Annotated in this window: 15 protein-coding genes and 1 riboswitch; of the genes, 7 read left to right on the top strand and 8 right to left on the bottom strand. The window is 71.4% G+C overall.

All coding sequences use genetic code 11. The annotated features are described in order from the left end of the window. Positions 1-15: 15 nt before the first annotated feature. From ACX1D3_RS05560 to ACX1D3_RS05550, 3 genes are read right to left on the bottom strand one after another with little or no spacing between them, the layout of a single operon-like run. Positions 16-585, bottom strand: a complete 570-nt coding sequence (locus ACX1D3_RS05560) for a maltokinase N-terminal cap-like domain-containing protein (RefSeq protein ID WP_458995990.1) — start codon at positions 583-585, stop codon at positions 16-18. Further along, on the bottom strand, positions 582-863 hold the full coding sequence (locus tag ACX1D3_RS05555; RefSeq protein ID WP_458995989.1) for a DUF2277 domain-containing protein: 282 nt from the start codon (positions 861-863) through the stop codon (positions 582-584). Before ACX1D3_RS05555 ends, ACX1D3_RS05560 begins: the two co-directional genes overlap by 4 nt. 19 nt (positions 864-882) lie before the next feature. After that, positions 883-1,857 (bottom strand): PfkB family carbohydrate kinase, encoded by a 975-nt coding sequence (locus tag ACX1D3_RS05550; RefSeq protein WP_458995988.1) that lies wholly within the window; start codon positions 1,855-1,857, stop codon positions 883-885. 106 nt (positions 1,858-1,963) lie between these two features. On the opposite strand from ACX1D3_RS05550, the gene tdh reads away from it, so the two are divergent. The 7 genes from tdh (at position 1,964) to ACX1D3_RS05515 (ending at position 10,160) form a co-directional block, all read left to right on the top strand. Continuing rightward, positions 1,964-2,992, top strand: a complete 1,029-nt coding sequence (gene tdh, locus ACX1D3_RS05545) for an L-threonine 3-dehydrogenase, zinc-binding type (protein ID WP_458995987.1) — start codon at positions 1,964-1,966, stop codon at positions 2,990-2,992. A gap of 8 nt (positions 2,993-3,000) precedes the next feature. After that, entirely contained in the window at positions 3,001-4,209 is a 1,209-nt protein-coding gene (gene kbl / locus ACX1D3_RS05540) for a glycine C-acetyltransferase (RefSeq protein ID WP_458995986.1), read from the top strand. Between the two features lie 126 nt (positions 4,210-4,335). After that, positions 4,336-4,431, top strand: a riboswitch (TPP riboswitch). After that, positions 4,425-5,279, top strand: coding sequence for a hydroxyethylthiazole kinase (gene thiM, locus ACX1D3_RS05535; RefSeq protein WP_458995985.1), 855 nt, complete (start codon positions 4,425-4,427; stop codon positions 5,277-5,279). Its footprint overlaps the riboswitch before it by 7 nt. Next, positions 5,276-5,956 carry a thiamine phosphate synthase gene (gene thiE, locus ACX1D3_RS05530; protein ID WP_458995984.1) on the top strand — a complete coding sequence of 227 codons (681 nt, stop codon included), beginning with the start codon at positions 5,276-5,278 and terminating at the stop codon, positions 5,954-5,956. Before thiM ends, thiE begins: the two co-directional genes overlap by 4 nt. Then, positions 5,953-6,810, top strand: a complete 858-nt coding sequence (gene thiD / locus ACX1D3_RS05525; protein WP_458995983.1) for a bifunctional hydroxymethylpyrimidine kinase/phosphomethylpyrimidine kinase — start codon at positions 5,953-5,955, stop codon at positions 6,808-6,810. The genes thiE and thiD overlap by 4 nt, the downstream gene beginning before the upstream one ends. Next, positions 6,807-7,493: a TenA family protein gene (locus tag ACX1D3_RS05520; protein WP_458995982.1), complete on the top strand. Its 687-nt coding sequence runs from the start codon at positions 6,807-6,809 to the stop codon at positions 7,491-7,493. The genes thiD and ACX1D3_RS05520 overlap by 4 nt, the downstream gene beginning before the upstream one ends. 108 nt (positions 7,494-7,601) lie before the next feature. Then, the gene (locus ACX1D3_RS05515; RefSeq protein WP_458995981.1) at positions 7,602-10,160 is read left to right on the top strand and encodes a glycogen/starch/alpha-glucan phosphorylase; all 2,559 of its coding nucleotides are present in this window, start codon (positions 7,602-7,604) and stop codon (positions 10,158-10,160) included. 396 nt (positions 10,161-10,556) lie between these two features. Here the strand turns inward: ACX1D3_RS05515 and ACX1D3_RS05510 are convergent, their stop codons facing one another. The 5 genes from ACX1D3_RS05510 to ACX1D3_RS05490 all read right to left on the bottom strand — a co-directional run bounded on the left by ACX1D3_RS05510 (position 10,557) and on the right by ACX1D3_RS05490 (position 14,962). Beyond that, a complete protein-coding gene (locus ACX1D3_RS05510; protein WP_458995980.1) occupies positions 10,557-11,063 on the bottom strand; it encodes a DUF1003 domain-containing protein in 507 nt (168 codons plus the stop codon). A 75-nt stretch (positions 11,064-11,138) separates the two neighbouring features. After that, on the bottom strand, positions 11,139-11,933 hold the full coding sequence (locus tag ACX1D3_RS05505; protein ID WP_458995979.1) for an ABC transporter ATP-binding protein: 795 nt from the start codon (positions 11,931-11,933) through the stop codon (positions 11,139-11,141). After that, positions 11,926-12,945 (bottom strand): FecCD family ABC transporter permease, encoded by a 1,020-nt coding sequence (locus ACX1D3_RS05500; RefSeq protein ID WP_458995978.1) that lies wholly within the window; start codon positions 12,943-12,945, stop codon positions 11,926-11,928. The genes ACX1D3_RS05505 and ACX1D3_RS05500 overlap by 8 nt, the downstream gene beginning before the upstream one ends. After that, positions 12,942-13,916 carry a FecCD family ABC transporter permease gene (locus tag ACX1D3_RS05495; protein WP_458995977.1) on the bottom strand — a complete coding sequence of 325 codons (975 nt, stop codon included), beginning with the start codon at positions 13,914-13,916 and terminating at the stop codon, positions 12,942-12,944. The genes ACX1D3_RS05500 and ACX1D3_RS05495 overlap by 4 nt, the downstream gene beginning before the upstream one ends. Then, a complete protein-coding gene (locus ACX1D3_RS05490; protein ID WP_458995976.1) occupies positions 13,913-14,962 on the bottom strand; it encodes an iron-siderophore ABC transporter substrate-binding protein in 1,050 nt (349 codons plus the stop codon). Before ACX1D3_RS05490 ends, ACX1D3_RS05495 begins: the two co-directional genes overlap by 4 nt. Between the last annotated feature and the right edge of the window lie 4 nt (positions 14,963-14,966).

Raw genomic sequence — 14,966 nt, 5'->3', positions numbered from 1 at the left:
GGTTCCCCAGCCTCGTCAGTGGAGGATGGCGAGCACGTCGTGGCGGGGGCCCGCGTGGTCCGTCCAGCGGCCGATCAGGGAGCCGGCCGCGTTGTCCGGGGTTGGCACGGCGCGCTCCAGCATGCGCATCACCTCGAGCCTGCTGCCCTCGCCAGGGAGGGTCCCGGTGCCGCGTGCCGTCATGGTGATGGGCAGCTGGTTGCCGTGGGGGTCGCGCAGCTCGGCCTCGCCACCCGCCTCGCGGATCACCCGCGTGGCCTCCTCGACGAACACCGGGTCTGTGGCCGCGTCGTAGCAGTAGCGCAGCCCGAGCTCCGAATGCTGCAGCGTGCCGATCAGTTCCGCGCCGTCGAGGGGCTGGGCCCGCCAGGTGACCGGCACGAAGTAGTACTCGCCGTCGGCCTCCACCACCATGCAGTCCAGGCCCACCTCACCCTCCGGGTCCACGAAACGGAAGTAGGCGGCGCGCCGCAGGCCCGCGAGTTCGCCGTGGAACCAGTTCTTCCCGGGCAGCCATCGGGCGAGCAGTTCGAGCTTGGACGGCGTCAGGGTGGCGCCGACGTGCAACTCGGCGGCCCCGCTCACGACGCGACCGCGGTGCCGTAGCGCTTCGCGGCCCGCGCCTGCGCCTTGACGCGTTCCTCCTCGCGGTCCTTCGGCGGGGCCGTGGTGACCAGCTCGTCGAGCAGGTCCGCGGTGATGTGGGCGATGGCGTGGACGGCGCGGTGGAACGCCTCCTCGTTGGCCTTGCTGGGCTTGGTCACGCCCGCGACCTTGCGCACGTACTGCAGCGCCGCCGCGTTCACCTCGTCGTTGGTGGCGGGGGGCTCGAAGTTGTTCAAGGGCCGGATGTTGCGACACATGCCACAACCCTACGTCGGGTCAGGCGGGCACAGCCTCGAACCGCGACACCGCCTCCTCTGCCGCGACCCTGAATCCCGCGTCGTCGACGCCCGTCACGTGCGCGGCGGCACAGGCCGACGCCCAGGCGACGGTGTCGCGGGGTGCGCGACCCTCCAGCACGCCGATGGCCAGCCCCGTGACGAAGGCGTCGCCCGCGCCCACCGACAGCTTCGGCCGCTCCACCCGGCATCCGCCGCGCCACGCCTTCCCGCCGTCGAGGAAGGCGACGCCCTTCGCGCCGAGGGTGATGATCGGCAGCCCGACGCCGAACCGGGCCAGCAGGGTGAGGTAGCCGACGAGGTCGTGGGCCTCCCCCAGCACGTCGAGCGCACGGACCTCCTCGTCGTTGGGCTTGACCGCCGCCAGCAGCCCCGTCGCCACGGCCGCGACCAGCTGCGGGCCCTGGTTGTCGGAGATCACGCGGGCGCCCCTCGCCGCGAGCGACACGACGGTGGAGGCCAGCGACGACGGCGGCACCACTGCGGGGATGGAGCCGTTGAGCGTCACCACATCGCCCGGCTGTGTGTCCGCGACCACCGCCGCGAGCAGCTCCTCGGCCGGCCGGGCCGAGACCAGCTGGTAGCCGGGCGAGACCATGTGCGCCGCGACGTGGCCCTCCATGAGCAGCGTGAGGTTGTGCCGCGTCCGCCCGGGGACGGGGACGCTGTGCACGGTGACCCCCGCCGCCTCCACCTCCGAGACGTGCTGCGCCTGCTCCCGCTCGCCGATCAGGTAGTAGGCGTGCGCGGGCACGCCGCACAGCGCCACGCGCCGGGCCACGAACACGCCCTTCCCGGACGGCTGCGACTCGTACGCCCTCGCCTTCTCGACGCCGCCCCAGGTGACGCCGTCGACGAGGAAGTGATCGTCGAAGCCGGTGTTGAAGGTCACCGTGCGCACCACCGGGCCCATGGCCTGCCGCCTCTCCGCGCCGCCGTCGGCACTCGGGAACACTGGTCGATCATGACCTGGCCGGCTCGATCGGCGCGTCCCTCGCCCCACGGTAGCGATCCCGCCCCTGCGGGGGCGGCCATGGGGCGCATCTGCCACGATGGGGCACATGCTGGCACTTGCGAAGACGCGGCCCGGCCCGGGGCTGGAGCTGATCGAGCTCCCGCGGCCCACGCCCGGCCCCAACGAGGTGCTCATCCGGGTCATGCGCACCGGCATCTGCGGCACGGACCTGCACATCGACAGCTGGGACGGCTGGGCGTCGCAGGTGGTCACCACGCCGCTGGTGGTGGGGCACGAGTTCTGCGGCGAGATCGTCGAGCTGGGCTCCTCGGTGACCGGGCTCGAGGTGGGCCAGTTCGTCTCCGGCGAGGGGCACTACGTGTGCGGGCGCTGCCGGGCCTGCCTCGCGGGGAATCGGCATCTCTGCCGCAACACGCGCGGCATCGGCTACCACGTCGACGGCGCCTTCTGCGAGTACTTCGCCATGCCGTCGTCGAACGTGTGGGTGCACCACACGCCCGTGGACCCCGATGTCGCGGCCATCTTCGACCCGTTCGGCAACGCCGTCCACGCGGCCCTGCAGTTCCCGGCGCTCGCCGAGGACGTGCTGGTCAGCGGCGCCGGCCCCATCGGGATCATGGCGGCCCTGGTGGCGAAGTTCCAGGGGGCGCGCAACGTCGTGGTCACCGACCTCAACGACGAGCGGCTCGAGCTGGCCCGCCGGCTGGGGCTGACCAACACCGTCAACGTGTCGCGCGAGGACCTGGCCGACGTGTACGACCGGTTCGACATGCGGGAGGGCTTCGACATCGGGCTGGAGATGTCCGGCTCCGGGGCCGCGCTGTCGTCGATGATCGCGCACATGACGCACGGGGGCCGGATCGCACTGCTGGGCACGCCGTCGAGGCCGCTGGAGGTGGACTTCTCCACCATCATCTTCAACATGCTGACCATCCAGGGCGTGACCGGCCGGCAGATCTTCGAGACCTGGTACGCCATGAGCGCGCTGCTGCGCTCGGGCTTGGACATCTCGGGGGTCATCACCCACCGCTTCCCGGCGTCGTCGTTCCGCGAGGCGTTCGATGTCGCGGCGGCGGGTCACGCCGGCAAAGTCATCCTGACCTGGGACGAGTGAGGACCACCATGGCATTCCTGGACCACATCCGCGGCGAGCTCGCGCAGCTGCGCGCCGACGGCCTGTACAAGACGGAGGCGCCGTTGACGACGGCGCAGGCCGCGCACGTGGGCACCCCCTCCGGCGAGGTGATCAACCTGTGCGCCAACAACTACCTGGGGCTGGCGAACTCGCCGGTGCTGATCGACGCCGCCAAGCGCGCCTACGACCGGTGGGGCTTCGGCATGGCGTCGGTGCGGTTCATCTGCGGCACGCAGACGCAGCACCAGGAGCTGGAGTCGCGGATGACGGCGTTCCTCCGGACAGGACGCAACGGCTTCGACGGGTGGGACACCATCCTCTACTCCTCCTGCTTCGACGCCAACGGCGGCCTGTTCGAGACCCTGTTCGGGGCCGAGGACGCCATCATCTCCGACGAGCTCAACCACGCCTCCATCATCGACGGCGTCCGCCTGAGCAAGGCCGCCCGCTACCGCTACCGCAACCGCGACATGGCGGACCTGCGCGCCCAGCTGGAGGCGTCGCGGGGGGCGCGGCACCGGGTGATCGCCACCGACGGGGTGTTCTCGATGGACGGGTTCGTGGCGCCGCTCGACGAGATCTGCGCGCTGGCCGACGAGTACGACGCTCTGGTCATGGTCGACGACTCGCACGCGGTGGGCTTCGTCGGCGAGACCGGCGCGGGGACGCCGGAGCGCTTCGGCGTGATCGACCGGGTGGACATCCTGACCGGAACGCTGGGGAAGGCGCTGGGCGGGGCCTCGGGCGGGTACACGTGCGCCCGGTTCGAGGTGGTGGAGCTGCTGCGTCAGAGGTCGCGGCCGTACCTGTTCAGCAACTCGCTGGCGCCGTCGATCGTCGCCGCGACGATCGCCTGCCTGGACCTGCTGGAGACCTCGTCGGCCCTGCTGGAGCGGTTGGCTGAGAACACGGCCTACTTCCGCCGTCGGATGGTCGAGGAGGGGTTCGACATCCCCGAGTCCGACCACCCCATCGTCCCGGTGATGCTGGGCGACGCCGTCCTCGCCGCGCGGATGGCCGACGAGGTGCTGGCCCGGGGCGTGTACGTGCGGGCGTTCTCCTTCCCCGTCGTGCCCAGGGGCGCGGCCCGGATCCGGACCCAGATGTCGGCCGGATTGTCGCGGGCGGACCTTGATGTCGCGGTGGGCGCCTTCGTCGCGGCCCGCGCCGCCGTCGGCGAGGCTCAGACCGATTGATCAGTGGTTCCCAACCGCGGAGAGACGGTCCCCCAGTGACGGGCTTCACGCTCAGGCCGGCAGGGGGGCACCGGCACTGCGGGCACTTTTTCGCGGTCAGCGGGGCGGGAGGGCCCACTGGTAGGCTCGCCGAAGCCGGGGTGCCCCGAAGTCGGGGCTGAGAACACACCCGCAACACCTGATCTAGGTCGTGCTAGCGAAGGGAGCCACCTCTCATGACCATTCCCACCCCCTCCACGCCCGGCGACGCCACCGACGTCGCCCCACCCCACCCCACGAGCGCCATCCTCGCCGCCCTCCGCGACACCACCCCCCTGGTGCACTGCATGACCAACACCGTGGTGCCCGAGATCACGGCCAACGTGCTGCTTGCCGTCGGGGCCGCACCCGCCATGATCGACCTCCCCGAGGAGGCCGCGATCTTCGCCACCGTCGCCTCCGCCCTGCTCATCAACGTGGGCAACGGCCTCTCCGAGCAGCATGAGGGCATGCGCCGCGGGGCGGCGGCGGCCGACGGGGCGGGCACCCCCTGGGTCCTCGACCCGGTCGCGGTGGGCGCCCTCCCCGTGCGCACGCAGCTCGCCCGCGACCTCCTCGCCCACCGTCCCACCGCCATCCGCGGCAACGCCTCCGAGATCCTGGGCCTCGCCGGCGCCACCGGTGGCGGCCGCGGGGTGGACGCCACCGACGAGGTGGAGGCCGCCGTCGAGACCGCCCGCGGCCTCTCAGCCGCCACGGGCGCCGTCGTGGCCATCTCCGGCCCGGTGGACGTGGTGGTCAGCCCCACCCGGACCACCAGGATCACCGGCGGGCACCCGCTGATGCCGCTCGTGATCGGCACGGGCTGCGCGCTCGGCGCGACGGTGGCCGCGACACTCGGCGCCGGCCGCGACACGCACGCCGCCCATGACGCCGTCGTGGCCGCCCACGCCCTCTTCGGCGCCGCGGGGCTCACGGCCGCCCAGCACGCCCGCCACCCGGGCAGCTTCCGCACCGCCTGGCTCGACGCCCTCCACGCGCTCACGCCCGACGAGGTCGCCGCCCTCGTCACCATCGACGAGCAGGCATGACACAGGCCTCGCCCGGCCTCGCCGACGGCGTCGACTGGCGCCTCTACTACGTCACAGACACCGCCCTCTCCGGCGGCCCGGACCGGGTCCCGCACGTCGTGGAGCAGGCCGTCCTCGGCGGCGCCGGGGTGGTGCAGATCCGCGACAAGGACCTCGCCGGCTACGAGTTCCTCGCCCTCGCCCGGGCCTGCGTGCAGGCCGCCCGGCGCGCCCAGGATCAGACCGGGCGCCCCGTCGCGCTCGTCGTCAACGACCGGCTCCACGTGGCCGAGGAGCTGGGCCTCCACTTCCACCAGGGCCAGGACGACGGCGACATCACGCAGGCGAGGCACCGCCTCGGCGCGGATCTCCTCATCGGCCTCAGCATCTCCACCCAGGACGAACTGGGCGCCGAGCTCGCGGACCAGACAGCCGACGTCCTCGGCTTCTCCCCGCTGTGGGCAACACCCACCAAGACCGACGCCGCCCCCGCGCTGGGGTCCGACGGCACCGCACGGCTCGTCGCAGGCACCGCGGCCCGCGCGAAGACCCTCGCGATCGGCGGCATCAACGCCGCCAACGCGGCGCAGGCCATCGCCACGGGCGTGGACGGGATCTGCGTCGTGTCCGCCATCACCACCGCCCCCGATCCGCGAGCCGCCGCCGCCGGGCTGCTCGCCCTCTGGAGAACCCGATGACCACCACCACCCCGAAGATCGCGTTGAGCATCGCAGGCTCGGACCCCAGCGGGGGCGCCGGCATCCAGGCGGATCTCAAGACGTTCACGGCCCTCGGCGTCTACGGCGCCGCCGCCCTAGCGGGTCTGACCGTGCAGAACACCCAGGGGGTCCGCGCGGCCCGCCCGGTCGACCCGTCCTTCGTCCGCGACCAGATCCTGACGGTGTTCGACGACCTCCCCGTCGCCGCCACGAAGCTCGGCATGCTCTCGAACGCGGAGGTGGCCAACGCGGTGGCCGACGTGCTCGAGGAGCGCCGCGACCACGCGGGCCTCATCATCCTGGACCCCGTCATGATCGCCACGTCCGGCGACGCGCTGCTCACCGACGACGCCGTCGACGTCGTCCGCACCCGCCTGCTCCCGCTCGCCGATGTCGTCACGCCCAACGTTCCCGAGGCCGCCGTCCTCCTCGGCCAACCGCCCGTCACCGACACCAACGGCCTCATCCGCCAGGCGCGCCAACTCGTCGACGCCGGCGCCCGCGCCGTCCTGGCCAAGGGCGGGCACCTCACCGGCACCGAGCTCACGGACGTCTTCGCCCACGGCGACGAGCTGTCCCTGCTGACCGGCCCCCGCATCGCGACCCGGCACACCCACGGCACCGGCTGCACCCTGAGCTCGGCGATCGCAGCCGTCGCGGCCCGCCGGGGCGACACCCGGCGCACCGGCGTGCGGCTCGAGTCCGTGGAGGAGGCGCGCGACTACCTCATGCGCGCCCTCGAGTCCGGCGCGGGCTGGCGGCTCAGCCGCACCGCTGACCAGGGCCACGGCCCGGTGAACCACCTCGTGGGCCGGGTGGAGTCGTGGCTGTGAGCCCCGACTGGACCCCGGGGCCCTTCAGCGCCGAGGCCTGGGACGCCACCGCCGCCATCCGCGGGCGCATCGACACGCTCCCCCTCCTCACTGAGCTCGCCGACGGCACCCTGGAGGCGCACCGCTTCGTCGAATACCTCGGACAGGACGACTTCTACCTCCGCGGCTACACCCGGGCGCTGGCCACCCTCTCCTCCCGGGCCCCCACCTCCCAGGCCGCCGCGTTCTGGGCACGCAGCGCCGGCGAGGCGGTGGAGGCCGAGGTGCTCATGCACGACGCACTCTTGGCCGACGAACGGCTGAGCGGCCTCGCCCGCCCCGCCGTCGCCTCCCCCACCACCCGCGCCTACGTCAACTCGCTCCTCGCGGCGACGGCGTTCGAGCCGTATGCGGTCGGTGTCGCGGCGGTGCTGCCCTGCTACTGGGTGTACGCCGACGTGGGCGCCACCCTCGCCCACCGGGCCGCGCAGCTCGACGACCATCCCTACGCCGGATGGGTGGCCGCCTACGCCGATCCCGCCTTCCAACAGGTCACCCGGGAGGCCATCGCCCTCCTCGACCACGCCGCCGCGGAGGCCGACGACGCCACCAGGGGGCGGATGCTCACGGCCTTCGTCGACGCCACCTGGTACGAGGAGCAGTTCTGGCGCCGGTCCTACGAGGTGGAGGCCTGGCCGGCCTGAACGTGTCACAGCCGTCTGGCTTGGCGTTATGGAATCGTTACCAACCTGACACGTCACCGAGACAAACGGTTTGGGGGTTTCCACCGCGGCTCAACTAATGTGTGCGCCATGCCAGATACAGCGCTGCATGGACGCCCGTTGCCCGCCGACGAGACGCCCAACACCGACACCCGCACGTACGGTCCCGCGTCCACCCCGACGCACCCCCTCGCCACCGCACCGGTCGGCGCGCCGCCCTTCTCCGTCGACGGGTTCGTGAAGGAGTTCCTCCACGAACTCAACACCAACCAGGGCGTCACCCTGTCGCGCTCCAGCGTCAACGACCAGTACCTGGCCCTCGCCAGCACCGTCAAGAACTACCTGATGGCCCGCTGGCTCGAGACCAACCGCAAGACCCGCGAGGCCAAGGTCAAGACCATCGGCTACCTGTCAGCCGAGTACCTCCTCGGGCGCCAGCTCGGCAACGCACTGCTGGCCACGGACCTGAGCGACATCGCGAGGCAGGGCCTCGAGTTGTGCGGCATCGACATCGCCACCCTCCGCGCCCAGGAAGTGGAGCCCGGCCTCGGCAACGGCGGCCTCGGCCGCCTCGCCGCCTGCTTCATCGACTCCATGGCCACGATGGACGTCCCGAGCATCGGCTACGGCATCCGTTACGAGTACGGCATCTTCCGCCAGACCTTCGTCGACGGCCGCCAGGTCGAGCAGCCGGACACGTGGCTCGCACTCGGCTCGCCGTGGGAGTTCCCGCACCCCGAGGCTGCCGTCCAGGTCGACTTCGGCGGTCACACCGAGACCTACCTCGACGACGACGGCCGCGAGTGCACCCGCTGGGTCCCCGCCTGGAACGTGCTCGCCGTCCCCTACAACTACATGGTCCCGGGCTACCTCAACGGCCGCGTCAACACGCTGCGCCTGTGGAGCGCGTCGGCCACCAAGGCCTTCGACCTGCAGATCTTCAACGCCGGCGACTACGCCCAGGCCGTGCGGGCGCAGACCTTCGCGGAGAACATCTCGAAGGTGCTCTACCCCGAGGACTCCACGCCCCAGGGCAAGGAGCTGCGCCTGCAGCAGCAGTACTTCTTCGTGGCCGCCTCCCTGCATGACTTCCTCACCAACGAGCTCGAGGAGGGCTTCGACCTGCACAACCTGTCGGAGCGGATCATCTTCCAGCTCAACGACACCCACCCCGTCATCGCGGTGCCGGAGCTCATGCGCGTCCTGATCGACGAGAAGGGCTTCGAGTGGGACGAGGCGTGGGAGGTCACCCGGTCCTGCTTCGCCTACACCTGCCACACCCTGCTGCCCGAGGCCCTCGAGGTGTGGTCCACGGACCTCCTCGGCCGCCTGCTCCCCCGCCACCTGGAGATCATCTTCCGGATCAACGAGGAGTTCCTCGACGAGGTCCGCAAGGCGTTCCCGGGCGACGAGATGCGCGCCCGTCGCATGTCGATGATCGCCGAGTACCCCGAGCGCGGCGTCCGCATGGCCTTCCTGGCCACCGTCGCGGGCACCAAGGTCAACGGCGTGGCCGCGCTGCACTCGCAGCTGCTGCGCGACAAGGTGCTGCCGGACTTCTCCGCCCTCTGGCCGGACAAGTTCACCAACGTCACCAACGGCGTCACGCCCCGTCGCTTCGTGCGGATGGCCAACTTCAAGCTGGCCGAGCTGATCAGCGACTACATCGGCCACGGCTGGGTCACCGACCTGGAGCGCCTCAAGGAGCTTGAGCCCTACGCCGACGACCCCGAGTTCCAGGACCGGTTCCGCGCCGTCAAGGCGTGGAACAAGAAGCGCCTGACCAACCTGCTGCAGCAGCGCGACGGCATCGAACTGCCGGCCGGCCACATGCTCGACGTCATGGTCAAGCGCCTGCACGAGTACAAGCGGCAGTCGCTGAAGGTCCTGCACATCGTCTCGCTGTACGAGCAGGTGGTCTCGGGCAAGATCGCCGCCTCGGAGCTGACCCCGCGCACCGTCGTGTTCGGCGCGAAGGCCGCCCCCGGCTACCGGATGGCCAAGGACACGATCCACCTGATCAACTCCGTGGCGAAGAAGGTCAACGCCGACGAGCGGCTCGAGGGTCGCCTCAAGGTGGCGTTCCCGGCCAACTACAACGTCACCCTGGCCGAGAAGCTGATCCCGGCGGCGGACCTGTCGGAGCAGATCTCGCTGGCCGGCATGGAGGCCTCGGGCACCGGCAACATGAAGTTCGCCCTCAACGGCGCGCTGACCATCGGCACGGACGACGGCGCCAACGTCGAGATCCGCCAGCTGGTGGGCGACAAGCACTTCTTCCTGTTCGGCATGGTGGAGCCGGAGGTCGCGGAGCTGGGCGCCAAGGGCTACAACCCCGGCTCCTACTACGAGTCCAACCCGGAGTTGAAGGCGGCCCTGGATCTCATCCTCTCGGGCGAGTTCAGCGACGGCGACCCGCACACCTTCGATTCGGTGGTGTTCAACCTGCTGCATCAGGACCGCTTCATGGCGCTGGCGGACTTCCAGCCCTACATGGAGGCGCAGGCCAAGGTGGAGGCGAAGTACGCCGACGAGAAGGCCTGGACCCGCTCGGCCATCCTCAACGTCGCGCGCACGGGCTACTTCAGCTCGGACCGCTCGATGCGCGACTACCTGCAGCGCATCTGGCACACCACCCCGATGATCTGAGTCCCGAACTGCACGCAGTTGAGGGCCCCCGCCGCATGGCGGGGGCCCTCACGTATCCAGGGCAACGGGGACTCGGGAGGAGTCTTGACCCTCACACCTCGAAGGTTGCCACTCCGGTCCAGCCCCTTGTACACACCGCCGTTGACACGCCCGTCGTCCACGACCCGTAGACCGTGGAGATCAGCGTCCCTGATGAATAGCAGCGGAGCTTGACTCTGACGCGTTGCCCATTGGGACAGCTTGCGTGACCGGTGTACTGGGTCCCGAGCCAGTTGGTATTGGTCGTGACCCAGGCGGCGCAGGACGGCTCGGCAACCGCCGCCTGCGCAGCGAGCCCAGCACCGGACCAGCCCCATGCCAATGCCATCGAAATCGCGCCAACCAAGAAGCGCCTAACTATGTTCCCCTCTCGTCTTCCCGGACAGCGCCGGCCAGCGTCTGCATTGATGCCAACAAGCGCTCTTCCACTCTCTCAAGCTCTTTTGAAATGTACTGCCGCGTGGCCATCCCCGTGACGGAAGTCCGAACATCCATGAGTTCTCGCGCCAGAAAGTCTGTATCCGCCCGGCTCTGGTCGAGCTTCGACCTGTCGAGTTGGGCTTGAGCGCGGTCCGTTGCCTCCTGCTTGTACTGAGCGAGAAGAATGAGAGGTGCGGAGAACGACGCCTGTACCGACAGCATGAGGGTCAGGAACTGAAACGGATAGGGATCGAACCGCAGGGTAGACGGCAGTAGCGTGTTCCACAAGACCCACGTCACAAGAACTGCGGCCATCCAGTATATGAACCCGGTCGTGCCCATGAAGGCTGCCATCGCCTCCGAAATGGGCGTCCCCGTGTGACGAAGACGCGGATACGCGAATCGCCTGATTCTCGGCTCCGAAAGCGACCCCTGATGCTTCATGAGCGCATCCTAAACGCCTCGGCGCCCGCCTTGGTCGAGCGCGGGAACTAGCAGAGACCTCGAAGCTCCACCTCTCTATGGCTGCACGTGGTGGCGGCCGATCGGGACAACCAGCGGCGTGCCCGACACCGGGTCCGGGATCACCCGGCTCGGCACCCCGAAGACGTCGCGGACCAGGTCCTCCGTCACCACCTCCGACGGCGCGCCCGCCGCGACGATCGCGCCGTCGCGCATCGCGATCAACCGGTCGCTGTAGCGGGCGGCCAGGTTGAGGTCGTGCAGCACCATCACCACCGTCGTGCCGCGCTGCGCGTTGAGGTCGACGACGAGGTCCAGCACCTCGACAGCTCGCGCGATGTCGAGGAACGAAATGGGCTCGTCGAGCAGGAGGGTCGCGGTGCGCTGGGCGAGCACCGTGGCGATCCACACCCGCTGCCGCTGCCCCCCTGACAGCTGATCCACGCGCCGCCCGGCCAGCTCCGCGGTCCGGGTCATCGCGAGGGCCTCGTCGACGGCGTCCTGATCCGTCCGCGACCACCCGCCGAGCATCGCCCGGTGCGGGTGCCTCCCCAGACCCACCAGCTCGGCGACCGTCATCGCCTCCGGCGTGATCGGCGACTGCGGCAGCAGCCCCAGCCTGCGCGCCAGCTCGCGCGCCGGGAGCGTGGCCACGTCGTCGCCGTCGAGCAGGATCTGCCCGGACGACGGCGCCAGCAGCCGGCTGAACCCGCGCAGCAGCGTGGACTTCCCGCAGCCGTTGGGGCCGACGATGCTCGTGATCCGCCCGGCCGGCACCTCAACGTCCAGGCCGCGCGCGACGACGCGGTCCCCGTAGCCCAGCGTTACCGAGCGCGCAATGAGCTCACCCATGGATCTCCTCCTCCGAGGTCGAACGCAGCAGCAGCGCCACCAGCATGGGGGCGCCGAGAAGCCCGGTGATGATCCCCACCGGAAGGGGCCCCCACGGCCAGCGGGCGTCCCCGAGCAGGTCCGCGCCGACGACGACGGCGGCGCCGACCAGCGCGGCGAGGGGCAGGGACGAACGGCCGGCGTTGAGCCGACGCGCAATCGGCCCGGCCAGGAGGCCGACGAAGGCGATCGGCCCGGCCACCGAGGTCGCCGCGGCGGTGAGCAGCACCACAACCAGCAGCACCGCGAGCCGCACCCGCGACACCCGGACGCCGAGCCCGCCCGCGAGGTCGTCGCCCACCTCGATCAGCCGCAGCGGACGCCCCAGCAGCAGGAGCAGCGGCAGCCCCACCGCGACGGCCACCCAGATGCGGCTGACGCCGTCCCAGTTGACCCCGTTCAGGCTGCCGCCGAGCCAGCGCATGGCGTCGCGGGCCTGGTAGACGCTGCCGCGGATGAGCACCCAGTGGATGACTGCCTGCAGCGCGAAGGCCAGGCCGAGGCCGATGAGGATGATCCGGTTCGACGCCGAGTGGGCGCCACCGGAGAGCACGAAGATGCCGAGCGCCACCGTGAGCCCGCCGGCGAACGCGGCGGCCGTGACCTGCGCCCCGCTGAGCCCGAACACCACTAGGCCGGCGACCGCGGCGGCGCTGGCCCCCAGCGTGACGCCCATGACGTCCGGGCTGGCCAGCGGGTTGCGCAGCATGGACTGGAACGCGGCGCCCGATCCGCCCAACGCCATCCCCGAGGCGAGCGCCACCAGGGCGATGGGCAGCTTGGTCTCCAGGAAGATGAAGCTCGCCGGGCCGAGGTCGGCGCCGAGCAGGATCCGGACGGCGTCGACGGCGGCGATCTGGTAGTCGCCCAGCAGCGCGCGGACGACGAACAGCCCGACGGTCACCACCGCCACGGCCACCAGGACCAGGCGACGGCGGCGCACCGTCGCGGCACGGAGGGCGGCGGCGGTCATGCGTGCACCGACCTGCGCACCAGCGCCACGAGCACCGGCGCGCCGAGGAGCAGCACCACGAGCCCGGCGGAGATCTCCGCGGGCGGCATGACCACGCGCCCGATGATGTCGGCGGCGAGCAGCAGCACCGGCCCCAGCAGCAGGGACCCGGCGATGACGACGCGGTAGTCCGGGCCCATCAGCAGGCGGACGATGTGCGGCACCACGAGGCCGGCGAACCCGATCGGGCCGACGACGGCCACCGACCCGGCGGCCAGCAGCACCGCCCCGGTGGTGAGCGCGGCCCGGGTGCGGCCCAGGCGTGTGCCGAGGGCGGTGGCGAGGTCGTCGCCCACTGCGAGCGTGTTGAGGGTGGTGCCGGCCCAGACGGTGAGCGCGGCGCCGGCGAGCAGGACCGGCAGCGATGGCAACAGCAGGGGCAGGCCGCGGCCGCCGATGGAGCCCACCTGCCAGAAGCGCATCACCTCGAGCGCGGCCTGGTTGCGGATGGTGACCGCCGAGACGGCGCTCAGGCAGGCGGCGGTGACGGCGGCGCCGAGGAGCACCAGGAGGACGGGGTCGGGGCGGCCTCGGCTGAGCAGCGCCACGAAGGTCGCGGCGGCGCCGGCACCCAGCAGGCTGAGGCCCACCACCGTGCTCTGGGACGCTCCCACCCCCGTGACCACCCCGAGCGCGACCGCCAGCGCGGCCCCGGCGTTGATGCCGAGGAGCCCCGGGTCGGCCAGAGGGTTGCGGGTGACGCCCTGGAGGATGGCCCCGGACAGCGCGAGCGCCGCCCCGCAGACCACACCCACCAGGGTCCGGTCCACGCGCGCGGCGAGGATCGCGGCGGTGGCGGGCTCGCCGCCGGTGAGGAACGCCACGACGTCGCCCACCGGCACGCCCACCGAGCCGAACGCGAAGGAGGCCAGCACCCCCACGGCCAGGCAGCCGACGGCGATGAGGCCGCCGGCCGCCCGGGGGAGGGTCACTGGACCTTCGCGGCGGCCTCCGCCAGCAGCGGCAGGAACTTCTCCACCGCGACGGGGATGCTCAGCGGGGTGGGGCTGGACAGCGGCAGCGCGAGGGCCGGGTCCCCCGAGGCCACGTAGGCGCCGCTCTTCAGCGCCGGCAGGTCCTGGATGAGCGGCGCGGCCTGGAGTCCGTCGAGGGTGACCGAGTCGTCGACGTAGAAGACGATGACGTCCGCGTCGAACTCCGAGGCGCGCTCCGCGGAGACGTCGACGGAGAACTGGCCGGGGGCGCCGTCGCTGAGCTCGGTGACGATCGCGGGGGTCTCGAAGCCGACGGCGTCGAGGAAGCGTGGGCGGGCGTCGGTGGCGGTGTAGAGGCCGAACTTGGAGTAGTCGGCGGCGGCGAACCACAGCCATGCCGCGCTGGTGCCGGCGATCTCCGGGTATTCGGCGCCGGCCTTCTCGAGGAGGGCGGTGGTCTCGGCCTCGACCTCGGCGGCCTTGTCGCTGCGGCCGACGGCCTGCCCCACGAGCTCCAGCGAGTCCTGCCAGGAGGTGGACCACGGTGCCTCGGGGTAGGCGACCACGGGGGCCACCTTGCTCAGGGTGTCGTACTCCTCCTGCGTGAGGCCGGAGTTGGTGGCGAGGATCAGGTCGGGCTCGAGGGCCACGATCTGCTCGATCGGGGCGCCGGCCGAGTCGTCGTAACGGGTGGGCTGCTCGCCGCCCAGCTCGGCGACGGCGGAGTCGAACCAGTCGGTGGAGCCCGCCTCGTTGCCGCCCCAGGTGATCTCGACCGCCCCGACGGGCACGACGCCGAGCGAGACGAGCGTCTCGTGGTCGGTCCAGCCGATGGTGGCGATGCGGGTGGGCTCGGCCTCGATGACCGCCTCCCCCAGGGCGTGGGTCACGGTGACGGGGAACGCGTCGGTCGCGGTCGCGGAGGAGGACGTGGCCGCGGACAATGCGGCGTCCGGGACGGTCGTGGCTGCGGGGCCGGTGGAGCAGGCGCTGAGCGCGAGCGCGGCGGCAACCGCGCCCGCGATGCGGGACAGGAGGGACATATCG

The sequence above is a fragment of the Tessaracoccus yangjingae genome, assembly GCF_054483935.1.
Note: the sequence above shows the minus strand (reverse complement) of the source record. Positions and strands in the feature narration are given on the sequence as shown.